Annotated in this window: 17 protein-coding genes; 4 read left to right on the plus strand and 13 right to left on the minus strand. The window is 67.9% G+C overall.

The window, feature by feature from the left end; genetic code table 11:
* Positions 1-12: 12 nt before the first annotated feature.
* Positions 13-585 carry a cob(I)yrinic acid a,c-diamide adenosyltransferase gene (locus ACFVXC_RS09015; RefSeq protein WP_389903105.1) on the plus strand — a complete coding sequence of 191 codons (573 nt, stop codon included), beginning with the start codon at positions 13-15 and terminating at the stop codon, positions 583-585.
* Here the strand turns inward: ACFVXC_RS09015 and ACFVXC_RS09020 are convergent.
* A complete protein-coding gene (locus ACFVXC_RS09020; protein WP_389903107.1) occupies positions 582-1,136 on the minus strand; it encodes a hypothetical protein in 555 nt (184 codons plus the stop codon). The two genes, ACFVXC_RS09015 and ACFVXC_RS09020, sit on opposite strands and share 4 nt — an antisense overlap.
* Positions 1,137-1,289: 153 nt before the next feature.
* On the opposite strand from ACFVXC_RS09020, the gene ACFVXC_RS09025 reads away from it, so the two are divergent.
* The 3 genes from ACFVXC_RS09025 (at position 1,290) to ACFVXC_RS09035 (ending at position 5,190) form a co-directional block, all read left to right on the plus strand.
* Positions 1,290-2,510: a sensor histidine kinase gene (locus tag ACFVXC_RS09025; RefSeq protein ID WP_389903110.1), complete on the plus strand. Its 1,221-nt coding sequence runs from the start codon at positions 1,290-1,292 to the stop codon at positions 2,508-2,510.
* Entirely contained in the window at positions 2,507-3,163 is a 657-nt protein-coding gene (locus tag ACFVXC_RS09030) for a response regulator (protein WP_389903113.1), read from the plus strand. The genes ACFVXC_RS09025 and ACFVXC_RS09030 overlap by 4 nt, the downstream gene beginning before the upstream one ends.
* Before the next feature lie 191 nt (positions 3,164-3,354).
* Positions 3,355-5,190: a glycosyl hydrolase family 18 protein gene (locus tag ACFVXC_RS09035; protein ID WP_389904378.1), complete on the plus strand. Its 1,836-nt coding sequence runs from the start codon at positions 3,355-3,357 to the stop codon at positions 5,188-5,190.
* Positions 5,191-5,325: 135 nt separating this feature from the next.
* Here the strand turns inward: ACFVXC_RS09035 and ACFVXC_RS09040 are convergent, their stop codons facing one another.
* The 12 genes from ACFVXC_RS09040 to glyA all read right to left on the minus strand — a co-directional run bounded on the left by ACFVXC_RS09040 (position 5,326) and on the right by glyA (position 16,711).
* The gene (locus ACFVXC_RS09040; protein ID WP_389903116.1) at positions 5,326-5,775 is read right to left on the minus strand and encodes a DUF2550 domain-containing protein; all 450 of its coding nucleotides are present in this window, start codon (positions 5,773-5,775) and stop codon (positions 5,326-5,328) included.
* A gap of 129 nt (positions 5,776-5,904) precedes the next feature.
* The gene (locus tag ACFVXC_RS09045; RefSeq protein ID WP_389903119.1) at positions 5,905-6,279 is read right to left on the minus strand and encodes a F0F1 ATP synthase subunit epsilon; all 375 of its coding nucleotides are present in this window, start codon (positions 6,277-6,279) and stop codon (positions 5,905-5,907) included.
* 109 nt (positions 6,280-6,388) lie between these two features.
* On the minus strand, positions 6,389-7,831 hold the full coding sequence (gene atpD / locus ACFVXC_RS09050) for a F0F1 ATP synthase subunit beta (protein ID WP_389903120.1): 1,443 nt from the start codon (positions 7,829-7,831) through the stop codon (positions 6,389-6,391).
* Positions 7,831-8,748: a F0F1 ATP synthase subunit gamma gene (locus ACFVXC_RS09055; protein WP_389903122.1), complete on the minus strand. Its 918-nt coding sequence runs from the start codon at positions 8,746-8,748 to the stop codon at positions 7,831-7,833. Before ACFVXC_RS09055 ends, atpD begins: the two co-directional genes overlap by 1 nt.
* A 20-nt stretch (positions 8,749-8,768) precedes the next feature.
* Positions 8,769-10,367: a F0F1 ATP synthase subunit alpha gene (atpA, locus tag ACFVXC_RS09060; RefSeq protein ID WP_389903124.1), complete on the minus strand. Its 1,599-nt coding sequence runs from the start codon at positions 10,365-10,367 to the stop codon at positions 8,769-8,771.
* A gap of 127 nt (positions 10,368-10,494) precedes the next feature.
* Positions 10,495-11,316 carry a F0F1 ATP synthase subunit delta gene (locus ACFVXC_RS09065; RefSeq protein WP_389903127.1) on the minus strand — a complete coding sequence of 274 codons (822 nt, stop codon included), beginning with the start codon at positions 11,314-11,316 and terminating at the stop codon, positions 10,495-10,497.
* The gene (locus ACFVXC_RS09070) at positions 11,313-11,867 is read right to left on the minus strand and encodes a F0F1 ATP synthase subunit B (RefSeq protein WP_389903130.1); all 555 of its coding nucleotides are present in this window, start codon (positions 11,865-11,867) and stop codon (positions 11,313-11,315) included. Before ACFVXC_RS09070 ends, ACFVXC_RS09065 begins: the two co-directional genes overlap by 4 nt.
* Positions 11,868-11,908: 41 nt before the next feature.
* Positions 11,909-12,154, minus strand: a complete 246-nt coding sequence (gene atpE, locus ACFVXC_RS09075; protein WP_190081937.1) for an ATP synthase F0 subunit C — start codon at positions 12,152-12,154, stop codon at positions 11,909-11,911.
* A gap of 75 nt (positions 12,155-12,229) precedes the next feature.
* Positions 12,230-13,000, minus strand: a complete 771-nt coding sequence (atpB, locus tag ACFVXC_RS09080; RefSeq protein ID WP_389904380.1) for a F0F1 ATP synthase subunit A — start codon at positions 12,998-13,000, stop codon at positions 12,230-12,232.
* Positions 13,001-13,276: 276 nt separating this feature from the next.
* A complete protein-coding gene (locus ACFVXC_RS09085; RefSeq protein WP_389903133.1) occupies positions 13,277-13,714 on the minus strand; it encodes a hypothetical protein in 438 nt (145 codons plus the stop codon).
* Positions 13,715-13,974: 260 nt separating this feature from the next.
* The gene (locus ACFVXC_RS09090) at positions 13,975-15,309 is read right to left on the minus strand and encodes an MraY family glycosyltransferase (protein ID WP_389903135.1); all 1,335 of its coding nucleotides are present in this window, start codon (positions 15,307-15,309) and stop codon (positions 13,975-13,977) included.
* Positions 15,310-15,439: 130 nt separating this feature from the next.
* Positions 15,440-16,711, minus strand: coding sequence for a serine hydroxymethyltransferase (gene glyA, locus ACFVXC_RS09095; protein WP_389903138.1), 1,272 nt, complete (start codon positions 16,709-16,711; stop codon positions 15,440-15,442).
* Positions 16,712-16,839: the final 128 nt, after the last annotated feature.

Genomic DNA, 16,839 nt, shown 5'->3' on the forward strand with positions numbered 1-16,839 from the left:
TAGGCTGACCTCATGGTCAATCTGACGCGCATCTACACCAGGACCGGCGACCAGGGCACGACGGCCCTCGGTGACATGAGCCGGACCGCCAAGACCGATCTGCGGATCTCGGCGTACGCCGACGCCAACGAGGCCAACGCGGCCATCGGCACGGCGATCGCCCTCGGTCGGCTCGACGAAGAGGTCGTGAAGGTCCTGGTCCGGGTCCAGAACGATCTCTTCGACGTGGGCGCCGACCTGTCCACGCCTGTCGTCCAGGACCCCAAGTACCCGCCGCTGCGCGTCGAGCAGTCCTACATCGACAAGCTGGAGGCGGACTGCGACAGCTTCCTCGACGATCTTGAGAAGCTGCGCAGCTTCATCCTGCCGGGCGGCACGCCTGGTGCGGCGCTGCTGCACCAGGCGTGCACGGTCGTGCGACGGGCCGAGCGGTCCACGTGGGCCGCGTTCGAGGTGCACGGGGAGGTCATGAACCCCTTGACGGCGACGTACCTGAACCGCCTCTCCGACCTCCTGTTCATCCTGGCCCGTACGGCCAACAAGGAGGTCGGAGACGTGCTGTGGGTCCCGGGCGGGGAGCGCTAGACACCCACCCCGGTCCGGTCGACAGGCGCCTTCTTCGGGAAGAGCGTGTACGTCCCCGCGATGATCACGTTGATGCCGATCAGCCACAGCATCCGCTGCTGCCACATCCGCAGCGAGCCGATGTCCCCGTCACCCCCGACGTACCAGACCGCTCCCTGGAGGAGCGCCATGGCGATCAGGGCGGCAAGCACCCAGCGGGCGGCGATCTTCCACTCGTGGACGGCACGGGCCGTGCCGTACTTGGGGGTGGACGGCGGCGGGCCGCCCGCGAAGCGGTGGGCGACGCGGACGTCCACCCACTTGATCGTGTAGTGGCCCAGTGCGATGGAGTAGCCGATGTAGACGGCGGCGAGGCCGTGCTTCCAGTCGGGCTCCGCGCCGTTCTTCAGGTCGATCGCGGTGACGACGAAGAGGACGACCTCCAGGATCGGCTCGCACAGCAGCACCGCGACACCGGCGCGCGGCATCTTCGCCGCGTAGCGCAGAGCGAGGCCGCCTGCCAGCAGCACCCAGAAGCCGGCCTCGCAGATGACGATCAGTGTGACGATCACGGTTCGCTCCTCTCGGTCACCTCTCCAGGCTCCCGCCGGACCGGCCGCGGATCATCGTCGTCAGTGACGAAGTGGGACTGCATCCTTCGATGTAGGGCGCAGTTCCTCCCCCAGGATCAGGCATCGCCCCGGCGCGCCGTGTTGGATGGACGCATGGCCCTGCCCCTGCCCCGCCCGCACCGCGTCGACGTTCAGATCTCCGTGGGCAGCGTGCTCGCCGGGCTCGCGCTGTGGGGTCTCGGGCTGTACACGCGCACGGACGACGACTGGCTGCTCGGCGGCACCTGGGCGCTGATCCCCCTCTTCGTCCTCGCGGGTCTGGAGCTGCTGCGCAGGAGCAATCCGCAGACCGCCCTGGTCGTCGGCACGCTCGCGCTGATCGCCGACCAGTTCACGGCGGGCAACCTGGCGTCCGTCCTGATGTTCACGGACATCATGTACGCGGCCGTGGTGTACGGGACTCCGGCCGCGGCCCGGCGCATCCCGGTCACCACGGGGCTGATCACGGTGGCGGTCACGATCGGGTTCCTGGCCTGGTTCAGGGATCCGCAGGCGATCCTCATCGGCGTCCTCACCGGCCTGGTCTCCTTCGCTCCCGCGACCACCGGCGTTCTCGTCCGCACCCACCGCGAGGCCGCCGTCGCCGCACGCCTGCGGGCCGAACAGACCGCGCTGCTCGCCGAGATGGACCGCGTGCAGGCCGTCACAGGCGAACGCGCGCGGATGGCCCGTGAGCTGCACGACATGGTCGCCAACCACCTCTCGGCGATCGCCATCCACTCCACGGCCGCGCTCTCCCTCGACGACCCGAAGACCACCAAGGACGCGCTCTGCGTCATCCGCGAGAACAGCGTCGAGGGCCTGGCCGAGATGCGCCGCCTCATCGGGATCCTCCGGGACTCCAGTGACGACCGGGAGCCCGCGGCCTCGCCCACCCTGGACGGCCTCGGCACCCTGGTCGGCAACGCCCGTACCAATGGTCTGGACGTCACCCTCGACGACACCCGCGCCCCGGACGATTCCAAGCTGCCCGCCCCGGTCGAGCTCGCGGCGTACCGCATCATCCAGGAGTCCCTGACCAACGCCCTCAAGCACGCGTCGCCCGGCCCGGTGACGGTGACACTCACCCAGCGGCGGCACGCCCTCGAAGTCCGCGTGACCAGCCCCTACGGCTCCGCCTCCGGCCCCCGCGCGCCGGGTTCCGGAGCCGGTCTCGTCGGCATGCGGGAACGCACCGAACTCCTGGGCGGCACCTTCGAGTCGGGGCCCGAGAGCAGCGACGCCCTCCACGACGGGAAGATCTGGAACGTACGCGCGACCCTGCCCGTGGACCCCTCAGACCTCGATCCCATTGACGAAGGAGTGACCGAATGATCCGAGTGCTCGTCGTCGAGGACCAGTCCGCCGTACGGGCGGGACTCGTCCTGATCCTGCGCAGCGCGCCGGACATCGAGGTGGTCGGCGAGGCGTCGGACGGCGAGGAGGCGGTGGCGCTCGCCCGTGAGCTGCGGCCCGATCTGGTGCTCATGGACATCCAGATGCCCCGCCTCGACGGGGTCTCCGCGACCCGGCAGGTCGTCACCGAGGGGCTCTCGGACGTGCTCGTCCTGACCACCTTCGACCTCGACGAGTACGTCTTCGGCGCGCTGCGCGCGGGCGCCTCCGGGTTCCTCCTGAAGAACACCGAGGCCAAGGACCTGCTCGACGCGGTCCGTACGGTCGGCCGCGGCGAGGGCCTGATCGCCCCGGCCGTCACACGGCGTCTGATCGCCGAGTTCGCGGCCCCGAGGAACACCAGGCCGCCACGCCGCGAGAACGGACCCGATCCCGCCATCCTCGACACCCTCACCCGCCGCGAGCGCGAGGTGCTCGCCTGCCTCGGCGAAGGACTCTCGAACGCGGAGATCGCGGGCCGTCTGGCCATGGCGGAGGCGACGGTGAAGACCCACGTCAGCCGACTCCTCGGGAAGCTGGAGCTGCGCAGCAGGGTGCAAGCCGCGGTTCTCGCTCAGGAGTTGGGCGTGTGAGACCGGATCCGGTGTGCCGGACCGGCGCGATCCGGCCAATGGTTCAGACCTCTTGACCGCTGGTCCAGACCTTTCTATTCTCACCGCACTGCGGTGAGCACTCCCCCACGTGTTCCACGTGCTCACGGGCGGCGCAGGGATCCACCCCTATGACCCCCCGGATCTCACCCGAGGAGCACACCTTGCGCACCTTGCGCTTCAGACACAGAGCCGTGGCAGGCCTCACCACCCTGCTGCTCCCGCTCGCCACCCTCGTCGCACTCGGCGGTCCCGCCGAAGCCGCGCCGGAAGCCGCCCCCGCGGCCACCGCCACGTACGCCAAGACCCAGGACTGGGGCAGCGGCTTCGAAGGCAAGTGGACCGTCAAGAACACCGGTACGACCTCCATCAGTTCCTGGAACGTCGAGTGGGACTTCCCCACCGGCACGAAGGTGACCTCCGCCTGGGACGCCACCGTCACCAACTCCGGCAACCACTGGACCGCCAAGAACCTCGGCTGGAACGGGACGCTCGCCCCCGGCGCCTCGGTCTCCTTCGGGTTCAACGGCTCGGGCCCCGGCTCCCCTGCCAACTGCACGCTCAACGGCGGCAGTTGTGACGGCGGCAGCGTTCCCGGCGACAACCCGCCGTCGGCACCCGGCGCTCCCACCGCGTCCGACATCACCAACACCTCGGTGAAGCTCGCCTGGAAGGCGGCCACCGACGACAAGGGCGTCAAGAACTACGACGTCCTGCGCGACGGCTCCAAGGTCGCGACCGTGACCGGCACCTCGTACGCCGACAGCGGCCTGACCGCCGGCACCGACTACTCGTACACGGTCCAGGCCCGCGACACCGCGGACCAGACGGGACCGGCCTCCGGCGCCGTCAAGGTCCACACGACGGGCGGCGGCGACCCGGGTCCGGGCCCCGGTGACAAGGTCAAGCTCGGCTACTTCGCCCAGTGGGGCGTCTACGGCCGCAACTACCACGTGAAGAACATCGACACGTCGGCCTCCGCCTCCAAGATCACCCACATCAACTACGCCTTCGGCAACGTCCAGGGCGGCAAGTGCACCATCGGCGACTCCTACGCCGACTACGACAAGGCCTACACCGCCGACCAGTCCGTCGACGGCGTCGCCGACACCTGGGACCAGCCCCTGCGCGGCAACTTCAACCAGCTGCGCAAGCTCAAGGCCAAGCACCCGAACCTCAAGGTCCTCTGGTCCTTCGGCGGCTGGACCTGGTCCGGCGGCTTCACCGAAGCGATGAAGAACCCGGCCGCCTTCGCCAAGTCCTGCCACGACCTGGTGGAGGACCCGCGCTGGGCCGACGTCTTCGACGGCATCGACCTGGACTGGGAGTACCCCAACGCCTGCGGCCTGACCTGCGACACCAGCGGCGCGGCCACCATGAAGACCATGGTGCAGGCGTTCCGCACCGAGTTCGGCAAGAACAACCTGGTCACGGCCGCCATCACCGCTGACGGCTCGAACGGCGGCAAGATCGACGCGGCCGACTACGGCGGCGCGTCGCAGTACGCGGACTGGTTCAACGTCATGACGTACGACTTCTTCGGCGGCTGGGACGCCAAGGGCCCGACCGCCCCGCACTCCCCGCTCACCTCCTACTCCGGCATCCCGAAGGAGGGCTTCAACTCCGCCGACGCGATCACGAAGCTGAAGGCCAAGGGCGTCCCCGCCGCCAAGCTCCTGCTCGGCATCGGCTTCTACGGCCGCGGCTGGACGGGCGTGACGCAGAAGGAGCCGGGCGGCACGGCCACCGGCGCGGCGCCCGGCACGTACGAGGCGGGCATCGAGGACTACAAGGTCCTGAAGAACTCCTGCCCCTCCAACGGCACGATCGCCGGTACGGCCTACGCCCACTGCGGAACCAACTGGTGGTCGTACGACACCCCGGCGACGGTCAAGAGCAAGATGGCCTGGTCGAAGCAGCAGGGCCTGGGAGGCGCCTTCTTCTGGGAGTTCAGCGGTGACACCGCCAACGGCGAGTTGGTCTCTGCCATCAACGACGGTCTGAAGTAACAGCCGTCCCGCACAGACGAAGCCGGGAAGACAAGTTCGCCCCTTGTCTTCCCGGCTTCTTCATCTGTCTTCCCGGCGTCTTCGTCTGTCTTCCCGGCGTCTTCATCGCGTGCTGCCGGTATACCGCCATGAGGACTACGCCACGTTGACCCGCTGGCCAGGAGGCGCCGCCTCCAGCCAGGCCAGGAACCCGGTGAGCGCGTCCTCGCCCATCGCCAGCTCAAGGCGCACGCCTCGATGCAGACAGCCGAGCACGATCGCGTCCGAGAGCAGCGCGAGCTCCTCCTCGCCGTCCGGAGCGCGCCGGTCGACGACCTCGATGGCCGAGCGTTCGAGGACCCGGCGCGGCCGGGGGGCGTACGAGAAGACGCGGTACCACTCGATCCGGTCGCCGTTGTAGCGGGCGACGCCGTACCCCCAGCCTTTGCCGGAGGTGTCGCCCTTCTCCGGGGCGTCCCAGCGCAGGCTGCAGTCGAAGGTGCCGCCGGAGCGCTGGATGAGCCGGCGCCTCAGTCCGAAGACGAAGAGCCCCACCAACACCAGAACGACCAACACGAGTCCGCACACGAGCAGAGTGAGGATCATCGGCACCGACCTCCTCGCCTCTTCGAAACGGACCAACAGAATTGCACCCGCATTGCCTCAGCCGCGACCCGGTCCGGATTGCTCCGGACCTGGCCGCGGCTGAGTCACGTCAACGCCGTCGCGCAGGTTTCAGCGCGACGAAACCGCCCGCAGTCGGACGTCCGCACGACGCTCGGCGGAGGCGTCTGCCTCCGACTTCGCGCGCTCGAGCGCCCGCTCCGCACGCTGTACATCGATCTCGTCCGACAGCTCGACGATCTCAGCAAGCAGTGACAGCTTGTTGTCCGCGAAGGAGACAAATCCTCCGTGGACGGCAGCGACGACAGTGTCGCCGTCACTCGTACGAATGGTCACCGGGCCCGACTCCAGCACACCGAGCAGCGGCTGGTGACCGGGCATGACGCCGATGTCGCCGGACGTGGTGCGCGCGACGACCAGGGTGGCCTCGCCGGACCAGACGCTACGGTCCGCGGCGACCAGCTCGACATGCAGCTCAGCAGCCAAGGGTGGCTCCTCGGGTCACCACCCGGCGGCTTCGCCGGGTGTTGGGTCAAATTCTAGTGGGCGTATCGGGAGGGGCGGGACGCGCCCACCCCTCCCGGGAGTCACAGACTCAGGAGACGCCGAGTTCCTTGGCGTTCGCCTTCAGGTCCTCGATGCCACCGCACATGAAGAACGCCTGCTCGGGGAAGTGGTCGTAGTCGCCGTCGATGATCGCGTTGAACGCGGTGATCGACTCCTCCAGCGGCACGTCCGAACCGTCAAGACCGGTGAACTGCTTGGCGGCGTGGGTGTTCTGCGACAGGAAGCGCTCGACGCGACGGGCGCGCTGAACGACCAGCTTGTCCTCTTCGCTGAGCTCGTCGATGCCGAGAATCGCGATGATGTCCTGGAGGTCCTTGTACTTCTGCAGGGTGCCCTTGACACGCATGGCGGTGTCGTAGTGGTCCTGCGCGATGTAGCGCGGGTCCAGGATGCGGGACGTCGAGTCCAGCGGGTCGACCGCCGGGTAGATGCCCTTCTCCGAGATCGGACGCGACAGCACGGTCGTCGCGTCGAGGTGCGCGAAGGTCGTGGCCGGGGCCGGGTCGGTGAGGTCGTCCGCGGGGACGTAGATCGCCTGCATCGAGGTGATCGAGTGACCACGCGTCGAGGTGATGCGCTCCTGGAGGAGGCCCATCTCGTCGGCGAGGTTCGGCTGGTAGCCCACCGCGGAGGGCATACGGCCGAGCAGCGTCGAGACCTCGGAACCGGCCTGCGTGAAGCGGAAGATGTTGTCGATGAAGAACAGCACGTCCTGCTTCTGCACATCGCGGAAGTACTCCGCCATGGTCAGACCGGCGAGGGCCACGCGCAGACGCGTGCCCGGCGGCTCGTCCATCTGGCCGAAGACCAGGGCGGTCTTGTCCAGAACGCCCGACTCCTGCATCTCGTCGATGAGGTCGTTGCCCTCACGGGTGCGCTCGCCGACACCGGCGAACACGGAAACGCCCTCGTGCAGCTTGGCCACACGCATGATCATTTCCTGGATGAGGACGGTCTTGCCGACGCCCGCTCCACCGAACAGACCGATCTTTCCACCCTTGACGTACGGGGTGAGAAGGTCGACGACCTTCAGGCCGGTCTCGAACATCTCGGTCTTGGACTCGAGCTGGTCGAAGGCCGGGGCCTTGCGGTGGATCGGCCAGCGCTCGGTGACCTGAGCCTCCGCCTCCGGCTCGTTCAGGATCGCACCGAGGGTGTTGAACACCTTGCCCTTGGTGATGTCACCGACGGGGACGGTGATGCCCTCGCCCGTGTTGGTCACCGCGGCCTGGCGGACCAGGCCGTCGGTGGGCTGCATGGAGATGGCGCGGACGATGCCGTCGCCGAGGTGCTGGGCGACCTCGAGCGTCAGCGTCTTCTTCTCGCCGTCCTTGGCCGGGTCGGCCACCTCGACGTGAAGCGCGTTGTAGATGTCCGGCATCGCGTCGACGGGGAACTCCACGTCGACGACCGGGCCGATCACCCGGGCGACGCGGCCCGTGGCAACGGCCGTATCAACAGTGGTCGTCATTACTTGTCACTCCCCGCAGAAGCGTCGGCCAGGGCACTGGAGCCACCGACGATCTCGCTGATTTCCTGGGTGATTTCGGCCTGGCGGGCCGCGTTGGCAGAACGGGTGAGAGCGTTGATCAGGTCACCCGCGTTGTCGGTCGCCGACTTCATCGCGCGGCGCGTGGCGGCGTGCTTGGAAGCAGCCGACTGGAGCAGCGCGTTGTAGATACGGCTCTCGACGTAGCGCGGCAGGAGGGCGTCGAGGACGTCCTCCGCCGACGGCTCGAAGTCGTACAGCGGGCGGGCCTGGTCCGTCGTGCCCGCCTCCTCCGCGACCTGCTCGAGGCTGAGCGGGAGCAGCCGGGAACCGGTCGCTTCCTGCGTCATCATCGAGATGAACTCGGTGTAGACGATGTGGAGTTCATCCACGCCGCCCTCGGCCGAGTCCGTCTCGATGGCCTCGATCAGGGGCGCGGCGATCGTCTTGGCATCCGCGTAGGAAGGGGCATCGGTGAAGCCCGTCCACTGCCCGGCGATCTTCCGCTCACGGAAGTTGTAGTGCGCGATGCCACGGCGGCCGACGATGTACGTGTCGACCTCCTTGCCCTCGTCCTGCAACTTCTTGGTGAGCTTCTCCGCGGCCTTGATGGCGTTGGAGTTGAAGGCGCCGGCCAGACCGCGGTCGCTCGAAAGGAGCAGGACAGCGGCCCGGGTCGGAGCCTCGGCCTCGGTGGTCAGCGGGTGCTTGTCGTTGGCACCCGTGGCCACCGCGGTGACCGCGCGGGTCAGCTCGGTCGCGTACGGCATGGAGGCGGTCACCTTGCGCTGTGCCTTGACGACACGCGAGGCGGCGATCATCTCCATCGCCTTGGTGATCTTCTTGGTCGCGGTGACGGATTTGATGCGACGCTTGTAGACCCGGAGCTGGGCTCCCATGAGTCAGGTCCCTTCCGTCGTCACTTGGACGCGTCGACGGCAGCCGGAGCGTCCTCGCCGAGCAGCTTGCCGTCCGAGGTCTCGAACTGCTTCTTGAACTCGGCGACGGCGTCGGCGATGGCCGTGATCGTGTCGTCGGACATCTTGGCGCCCTCCTTGATGGAGGTCATCAGGCCCTGCTCCTTGCGGTGCAGGTAGTCGAGCAGCTCGCGCTCGAAGCGCCGGATGTCGGCGACCGGTACCTCGTCCATGCGGCCCGTGGTGCCGGCCCAGATGGAGATGACCTGGTCCTCGGTGGCCATCGGCTGGTACTGAGCCTGCTTGAGCAGCTCGACCATGCGCGAACCGCGCTCGAGGGAGGCCTTCGACGCGGCGTCCAGGTCGGAACCGAAGGCGGCGAACGCCTCGAGCTCACGGAACTGGGCGAGGTCCACGCGGAGGCGGCCCGACACCTGGCGGATCGCCTTGTGCTGTGCGGAGCCACCGACACGGGAGACGGAGATACCGACGTTCAGCGCGGGGCGCTGACCGGCGTTGAAGAGGTCCGACTCAAGGAAGCACTGGCCGTCGGTGATGGAGATGACGTTGGTCGGAATGAACGCCGACACGTCGTTCGCCTTCGTCTCGACGATCGGCAGACCCGTCATCGAGCCCTTGCCCATCTCGTCCGAGAGCTTCGCGCAGCGCTCGAGCAGACGCGAGTGCAGGTAGAAGACGTCACCCGGGTAGGCCTCGCGCCCCGGCGGGCGGCGGAGCAGCAGGGACACGGCGCGGTAGGCGTCGGCCTGCTTCGAGAGGTCGTCGAAGATGATGAGGACGTGCTTGCCCTCGTACATCCACTGCTGGCCGATGGCCGAACCGGTGTAGGGCGCCAGGTACTTGAAGCCCGCCGGGTCGGACGCCGGGGCGGCGACGATGGTCGTGTACTCAAGCGCGCCGGCCTCTTCGAGGGCACCGCGCACGGAGGCGATGGTGGAACCCTTCTGACCGACGGCGACGTAGATGCAGCGCACCTGCTTGTTCACGTCGCCCGAGCGCCAGTTGTCGCGCTGGTTGATGATCGTGTCGACGGCCAGGGCGGTCTTGCCCGTCTGGCGGTCGCCGATGATCAGCTGACGCTGGCCACGGCCGATCGGGGTCATCGCGTCGACGGCCTTGTAGCCGGTCTCCATCGGCTCGTGGACCGACTTGCGGTCCATGACCGTGGGGGCCTGCAGCTCAAGGGCGCGGCGGCCGGACGTCTCGATCTCGCCGAGGCCGTCGATCGGGGCGCCGAGCGGGTCGACGACGCGGCCGAGGTAGCCCTCGCCCACCGCGACGGACAGGACCTCGCCGGTACGGGTGACCGGCTGGCCCTCTTCGATGCCGCTGAACTCGCCGAGTACGACGGCGCCGATCTCGCGCTCCTCAAGGTTGAGGGCGAGACCGAGGGTGCCGTCCTCGAACTTCAGCAGCTCGTTGGCCATGGCCGAGGGGAGGCCCTCGACCTTCGCGATACCGTCACCGGCGACGGTGACCGAACCGACCTCCTCGCGCGAGGCCGCGTCCGGCTTGTACGCCTGGACAAAGTTCTCCAGTGCGTCCCGGATCTCCTCCGGCCGGATCGTGAGCTCCGCCATCTGGGTTCCCTGCTCTCCTTGTTGGGCCCGAAGTTTCACTTTGGGGGTCTGGGGACTCCCCCCAAGTAAGAGGTGAATCCTCTGCACGGCCCAACTAGGGCCGTAATGACAACGTTTTGATTTACTACTAGCTCGCCATGCGGCGGTGCGCGTCCTCGAGTCGGTCCGCGATGCTGCCGTTGATGATCTCGTCGCCGACCTGCACCGTGATCCCGCCGAGGACCTCGGGGTCCACGTCGAGGTTCAGGTGCATCTGGCGGCCGTAGACCTTCGCGAGGGCGGCACCGAGGCGCTGCTTCTGCTGGTCCGAAAGCGGAACAGCCGAAGTGACGACGGCGACCATGCGGTTCCGGCGGTCCGCGGCAAGCTTGGACAGGGACTCGAGTCCCGCTTCCAGGCTACGTCCACGGGGCGCGGTCACAAGGCGCTCGACGAGCCGCTCCGTCACCGCGTCGGCACGGCCGCCGAGCAGGCTGCGCAGCAGCTCGCTCTTGGCCGCGCCCGTGGCGGCGCGGTCGGTCAGCGCGGAACGCAGGCCGGTGTTCGAGGAGACGATCCGGCCGAACCGGAACAGCTCGTCCTCGACGTCGTCCAGCGCGCCGGACTTCTGCGCACCGGTCAGCTCGGCGAGGTTGGTGAGCTCCTCCAGGGCGTCCACCAGGTCACGCGACTGCGACCAGCGCGAGCGGACCAGGCCGGCCACCAGGTCGGCGGTCTCACCGCTGACCTGCCCGCCGAGCAGCCGCCCGGCGAGCTCGGCCTTGGCCTCACCGGCCTGCGACGGGTCGGTCAGGACCCGGCGCAGTGAGACCTCGCGGTTGAACAGCGCGGTGACCTGGGCCAGCTCGTCCGCGAGCTGCCGCACGTCCACCGAGGTGTTGTCGATCAGCGCGTCAAGACGCTCGCGCGCGGCGGCCAGGGCCTCGCGGCTAGCTCCGTGGGCTGTCATCGAGCAGCCTCGGCCTTCTCCTCGAGGTCATCGAGGAAACGGTCGATCGTGCGGCTCTGCCGTGCGGAGTCCTCAAGGGACTCACCGACGAGCTTGCCGGCCAGGTCGGTGGCCAGCTGGCCCACGTCCTGACGCAGCGACTGCGCGGCGGCCTTGCGGTCGGCGGCGAGCTGCGTGTGACCGGCGGCGACGATCTCCTCGCGCTGCCGCTGGCCTTCGGCGCGCATCTCGGCGATGAGCGTGGCGCCCTGCTCCTGCGCCTCCTGGCGCAGACGCGCGGCCTCGTGCCGTGCCTCGGCGAGCTGAGCCTTGTACTGCTCAAGAACGCTCTGGGCCTCGGTCTGAGCGGCCTCGGCCTTCTCAATACCGCCTTCGATCGCCTCCCGGCGCTCGTCCAGAACCTTGTTGATGTTCGGGAGGAGCTTCTTCCAGAAGAAGAAGAAGACGATGGCGAAGGCGATGGCGCCGACGAGCAGCTCGGGGCCGGGCGGGATGAGCGGGTTCTGCTCCTCCGCGTGCTCGGCCGCCAGCTGTACCAGGTTGGCGATCACATCATTGCCTTTCGTCGAACGGGGCTAATCGTCTTCGGCGATCAGGAGCCGTAGACGAACGGCATGACGATGCCGATGAGGGCGAGCGCCTCACAGAAGGCGAAACCAAGGATCTGGTTGGCACGGATCAGGCCGGCGGCTTCGGGCTGACGGGCCAGGGCCTCGGTGCCCTTACCGAAGACGATGCCAACACCGATGCCGGGACCGATCGCGGCGAGACCGTAGCCGATGGAGCCGAGGGCCTTGATGTCACCGGTGACGGCGGCGAGTTCGAGAGTCGCGGACATGCCGTTACTTCCTTCTCTTTCATGGACCGGTGGGGGTTGGCCACCGGGCGCTTAGGGGGTTACTACGGGGGGTGCTCAGTGCTGCTTGGCGAGAGCGCCCTGAATGTACGAGCAGGCAAGGAGCACGAAGACGTACGCCTGAACAGCCTGCACGAAGAGCTCGAAGAGGATCATGGCCATGGTCATCACGAACGAGACACCGGCGGCCGGGATCAGGAAACTGTTCAGCAGGTACCAGGAGGCGACGGTGAACATCACCAGCATCAGGTGACCGGCGAACATGTTGGCGAAGAGTCGCACCGCGTGCGTGAAGGGGCGCACAAGGAGGTTCGAGAAGAACTCGATGAACGACACGAGCCACTTGATCGGACCGAGCGAATTGTCGTAACCGGTGATGTTCTTCCAGCCACCGACGAAGCCGTGCTTCTTGAAGGTGAGCGGCACCCAGATGAAGTACACGATGACCGCGAGGACCACCGGGTACGCGAAGATCGAGGACACCGGGAACTGGGTCAGTGGAATGACCGACCAGATGTTCATGATCCAGATGAAGAAGAACAGCGAGACCATGAGGGGGACGTACTTCTCGCCGTCCTTCTTGCCCATCGTCTCGTAGACGATGCCGCGGCGTACGAAGTCGTAACCGGCCTCGGCCGCCATCTGCAGCTTGCCCGGAACAACCTTCGCCTTGCCGAAAGCGGCGTAGAAGAAGGTGATGACGACGAGCGTGGTCAACAGGGCGAGCAGCATGACCTTGTTGAACTCGAACCCGCCGACCTCGAAGATCGGCTTGAAGAGGAACGAGTGCAAGCCCGGAGCCGGGAAGCCACAGCCGTTGTCGGACATGATCCGACAGCTCCAGTCAAAGGCGAGCTCAGTTTGGTCAGCACTCACCGCGGGCTCCTTCGGCGTGACGCATAGGTACGGCAACCTCGTTGTCGTGTCGGCGCGGCGCGCAGCCGCGGTTCGGCACCAGACTGGTGTTTCGGATGTGGGCGCGGCGTTCAGGCATCGAGCCTCGCGATCGTGCAGGCGTCAGCTCAGATGCCCGCGCCAGCAGTGCCGCAGTTGGCACCGGACGATAGCAGTATCTCGATCGCGCATTTATCCCGGCCCTACCCCTCACGTCGATGACCCCGAGTTCTCCGGCTTGTTGCTCTGCTCGGAGTCGGGTTCAACGTAAAGGATCTTGGCCTTCATGTGCGCACGAGCCTGCGAAGCCATCCACGCAACGGTCGCCACGACGAGCGCGACGGCGAAGGCCTTGGGATTGAAGAGCGTGGTGTCCTTGAACAGGCTCATGAAGATGAGGAGCAGCAGAAGCTGGGCGACGTAGAGCATCATGCCCATCGCCTGGAACAGCTGCGGGAGCGATTTCGCCGTCCGCTGCAGGATGAACATTCCGAGCCCCATAAACGCAATGACCACCGCAGCACCAATGACAGCACCGAGCGCCCCCTTGCCACCCGCGACCACACCACTGACCACGGCGGCGATCGCGCCGACAGCAGCAGTAGGTACGGCGGACTGGAGGAGAGTTCGGGTGTCTTGAGACGGCATGGCGGCGCTCCGCTTACTGATGGGGGCAGGGTGTCGTCATGGACGAGCGTAGTCCGGGGTCGAGGGTGTACCTCGGGCCAATAGACCGTCGCACTACGGTCCTTCGGCTCTATCCCCTGGTTTCGTGAACGGTATCACAAACTATTTGATGAGGTCTTTACCTCGCAGGTGTGCTGGCCGTCACACATGAGAGTTAATCCGCGCGTCTGTGCACGCAGCGCGGCAACTTGTCTGGTATTGGGCAAGTTTGACGCCAGCGGTCAACTCGACGAACCGGCCTTGCGCCGATCTTCGAAGCGCGAGCGGGTGCCAACGGCCGTCGCTCCGTTGACGCCTGACCCGACCGGAGGACGGTCGTCCGCCTCCGCGTCGGGCTCGTCCGTCGCATCCGCCTCGTCCGTCGCGGAGACATCCGCCGCGGCTCCCCCGCGCCGCCTGTAACGCGGCGGCACGAAGGCCTCGGCCCAGCGCGGGATGTGCGGGGTGAACCGCGGCAGCATGAGCAGCACGAGACCCACCGCGCTCAGGGCGACGATCACGAACAGGATCCACATGCTGGCCGAGTGGACCGAGTAGGCCACCGTGCCGAAACCGATGAGCGCCGACCAGAAGTACATGATCAGCACCGCACGGCTGTGGGAGTGGCCGATCTCCAGGAGACGGTGGTGGAGGTGACCGCGGTCGGCGGCGAACGGCGACTTTCCGTTCCACGTACGCCGGACGATCGCGAGGACCAGGTCGGCGAACGGGATCGCGATGATCGTCAGCGGCATCAGGAGCGGGATGAAGACCGGGAGCATCGCGTGCGTGGCATCGCGGGCGCCTCCGAAGTTCAGGCTCAGGGCGTCGCCGTCGATCTGACCTGTGGCGGAGATCGCACCCGCGGCGAGGACCAGGCCGATCAGCATCGAGCCCGAGTCCCCCATGAAGATCCGGGCGGGATGGATGTTGTGCGGCAGGAAGCCCATGCACATGCCCATCAGGATCGCGGCGAAGAGCGTCGCGGGGGCCGCGGCCTCGATGCCGTACCCGTACCAGATGCGGTAGGCGTACAGGAAGAACGCCGTCGCCGCGATGCACACCATGCCCGCGGCGAGGCCGTCGAGGCCGTCCACGAAGTTCACCGCGTTGATGGTGATGACGACGAGCGCGACCGTCAGGAGCGTGCCCTGCCCCTGGTCCAGGAGGACCATGCCGTAGCCGGGGACCGGGATCCACAGGATCGTCAGGCCCTGGAGGACCATGACGCCCGCCGCGATCATCTGGCCGCCCAGCTTGATCAGGGCGTCGATCTCGAACTTGTCGTCGAGGACGCCGATGATCCAGATCAGCGCGGCACCGGAGAGCAGCGCGCGCGGCTCGTTCGACCGCTCGAAGACGTCACTCAGGTTCGGCAGGTGGTCGGCGACAAGCAGACCGGCGCACAGCCCGAAGAACATCGCGATGCCGCCGAGCCGGGGCGTGGGCTCCCGGTGTACGTCGCGGGCGCGGATCTCCGGCATGGCGCCGGCCACGATCGCGAACTTCCGCACCGGGCCGGTCAGCAGATAAGTCACCGCGGCCGTGATGCAGAGCGTCAGGAGGTATTCACGCACGGGCTTCCCCACAGGTGTCGCTGGCCATCTCAGCCCCACACACTAGCTCTGCGCGCATATGGTTGGGGACTTCCGGGTAGCGACGATGGTTGCACGAGTACGTGCGGTTCCTTGACGCACCTGCCCCGGCCTAGGCCGGATACGGCGGAAATCTGCCCACCAGTTCACGCACTTCCTCTCGTATTTTCGAGCCCTTCACGTCTTTGGATTCATCGCGCACCGCTTCGGCGACGAGCCCCGCGATCCGTACCATCTCCGCGTCCTTCATGCCCTGTGTGCTGACGGCGGCCGTTCCGAGTCGCAGTCCGCGGCCGTCGGCGCGGGGCAGGGCGCAGGTGTCGAGGACGAGGCCGCGGGCGGCGAGTCTGCCCCGGGCCGTGTGCGCGTCGACGCCCAGGGGCGCGGGGTCGGCGAGGATCAGGTGGGTGTCGGTGCCGCCGGTGGTGATCGCGCAGCCCGCCGCAGCGAGGGATTCCGCCAGAACGCGGGCGTTCGCGACGACCTGGTGGGCGTACGCGGTGAAGGCCGGGGTCGCCGCCTCGCCGAACGCGACGGCCTTCGCGGCGATCGCGTGCATCTGCGCGCCGCCCTGCGTGAAGGGGAACACGGCCCGGTCGATACGTGGAGCGAGCTCGGCCCCGCACAGGATCAGGCCGCCGCGCGGGCCGCGGAGCACCTTGTGGGTCGTGGCGCACACGACGTCGGCGTACGGCACAGGGCTGGGGGCCGCTCCCCCGGCGATCAGGCCGAGCGGGTGGGCCGCGTCGGCGATGAGGTACGCGCCCACGTCGTCGGCGATGTCGCGGAAGGCCGCGTAGTCGATGTGCCGGGGGTAGGCGATGGAGCCGCAGACGATCGCCTTCGGCTGGTGCGAGCGGGCCAGGGAGCGCACCTCGTCGTAGTCGATGAGGCCGCTGTCCGGGTCGACGCCGTAGCCCACGAAGTCGAACCAGCGCCCCGAGAAGTTCGCGGGCGAGCCGTGCGTGAGGTGGCCGCCGTACGGCAGGCCCATGGCCAGGACGGTGTCCCCGGGGCGCAGCAGTGCGGCGTACGCGGCGAGGACCGCGGAGGAGCCGGAGTGCGGCTGCACGTTGGCGTGCTCGGCGCCGAAGAGGGCCTTGGCGCGGTCGATGGCGATGCGCTCCGCGACGTCCACCAGCTCGCAGCCGCCGTGGTGGCGGGCGCCCGGATACCCCTCGGCGTACTTGTTGGCGAGCGGGGAGCCGAGGGCGGCGAGCACCGCGGGCGAGGTGAAGTTCTCGGCGGCGATGAGCTGGAGGCAGGACCCCTGGCGGTCCTGTTCGGCGAGGAGGATCTCCGCCATCTGGGGATCCGCGCGGCGGAGCGCGGCGAAGTCAGCGGGCGCCGTCGACGCGGCGGTGGGTGCGGTGCTGACCGGCATCTTCGGCTCCGGGCCTCGCGAGGAGTGAGGGTCCCTCCCAGGAGAGTCCCTCCGATGAGGGCCCTCTCTTGAGGGTCTCTTCAATGTAGGCCCGCCACACGGTGCCCGCGCGGTGTCGCGGGCGGATG

It is taken from the genome of Streptomyces sp. NPDC058257 (genome assembly GCF_042881845.1).
Lineage (GTDB): Bacteria > Actinomycetota > Actinomycetes > Streptomycetales > Streptomycetaceae > Streptomyces.

Coding starts and splice junctions, on each gene's coding strand:
- ACFVXC_RS09015 (WP_389903105.1), top strand. CDS start 13: ATGGTCAATCTGACGCGCATCTACACCAGGACCGGCGACCAGGGCACG.
- ACFVXC_RS09025 (WP_389903110.1), top strand. CDS start 1,290: ATGGCCCTGCCCCTGCCCCGCCCGCACCGCGTCGACGTTCAGATCTCC.
- ACFVXC_RS09030 (WP_389903113.1), top strand. CDS start 2,507: ATGATCCGAGTGCTCGTCGTCGAGGACCAGTCCGCCGTACGGGCGGGA.
- ACFVXC_RS09040 (WP_389903116.1), bottom strand. CDS start 5,775: ATGATCCTCACTCTGCTCGTGTGCGGACTCGTGTTGGTCGTTCTGGTG.
- atpD (WP_389903120.1), bottom strand. CDS start 7,831: ATGACGACCACTGTTGATACGGCCGTTGCCACGGGCCGCGTCGCCCGG.
- ACFVXC_RS09055 (WP_389903122.1), bottom strand. CDS start 8,748: ATGGGAGCCCAGCTCCGGGTCTACAAGCGTCGCATCAAATCCGTCACC.
- atpA (WP_389903124.1), bottom strand. CDS start 10,367: ATGGCGGAGCTCACGATCCGGCCGGAGGAGATCCGGGACGCACTGGAG.
- ACFVXC_RS09065 (WP_389903127.1), bottom strand. CDS start 11,316: ATGACAGCCCACGGAGCTAGCCGCGAGGCCCTGGCCGCCGCGCGCGAG.
- atpE (WP_190081937.1), bottom strand. CDS start 12,154: ATGTCCGCGACTCTCGAACTCGCCGCCGTCACCGGTGACATCAAGGCC.
- atpB (WP_389904380.1), bottom strand. CDS start 13,000: ATGTCCGACAACGGCTGTGGCTTCCCGGCTCCGGGCTTGCACTCGTTC.
- ACFVXC_RS09085 (WP_389903133.1), bottom strand. CDS start 13,714: ATGCCGTCTCAAGACACCCGAACTCTCCTCCAGTCCGCCGTACCTACT.
- glyA (WP_389903138.1), bottom strand. CDS start 16,711: ATGCCGGTCAGCACCGCACCCACCGCCGCGTCGACGGCGCCCGCTGAC.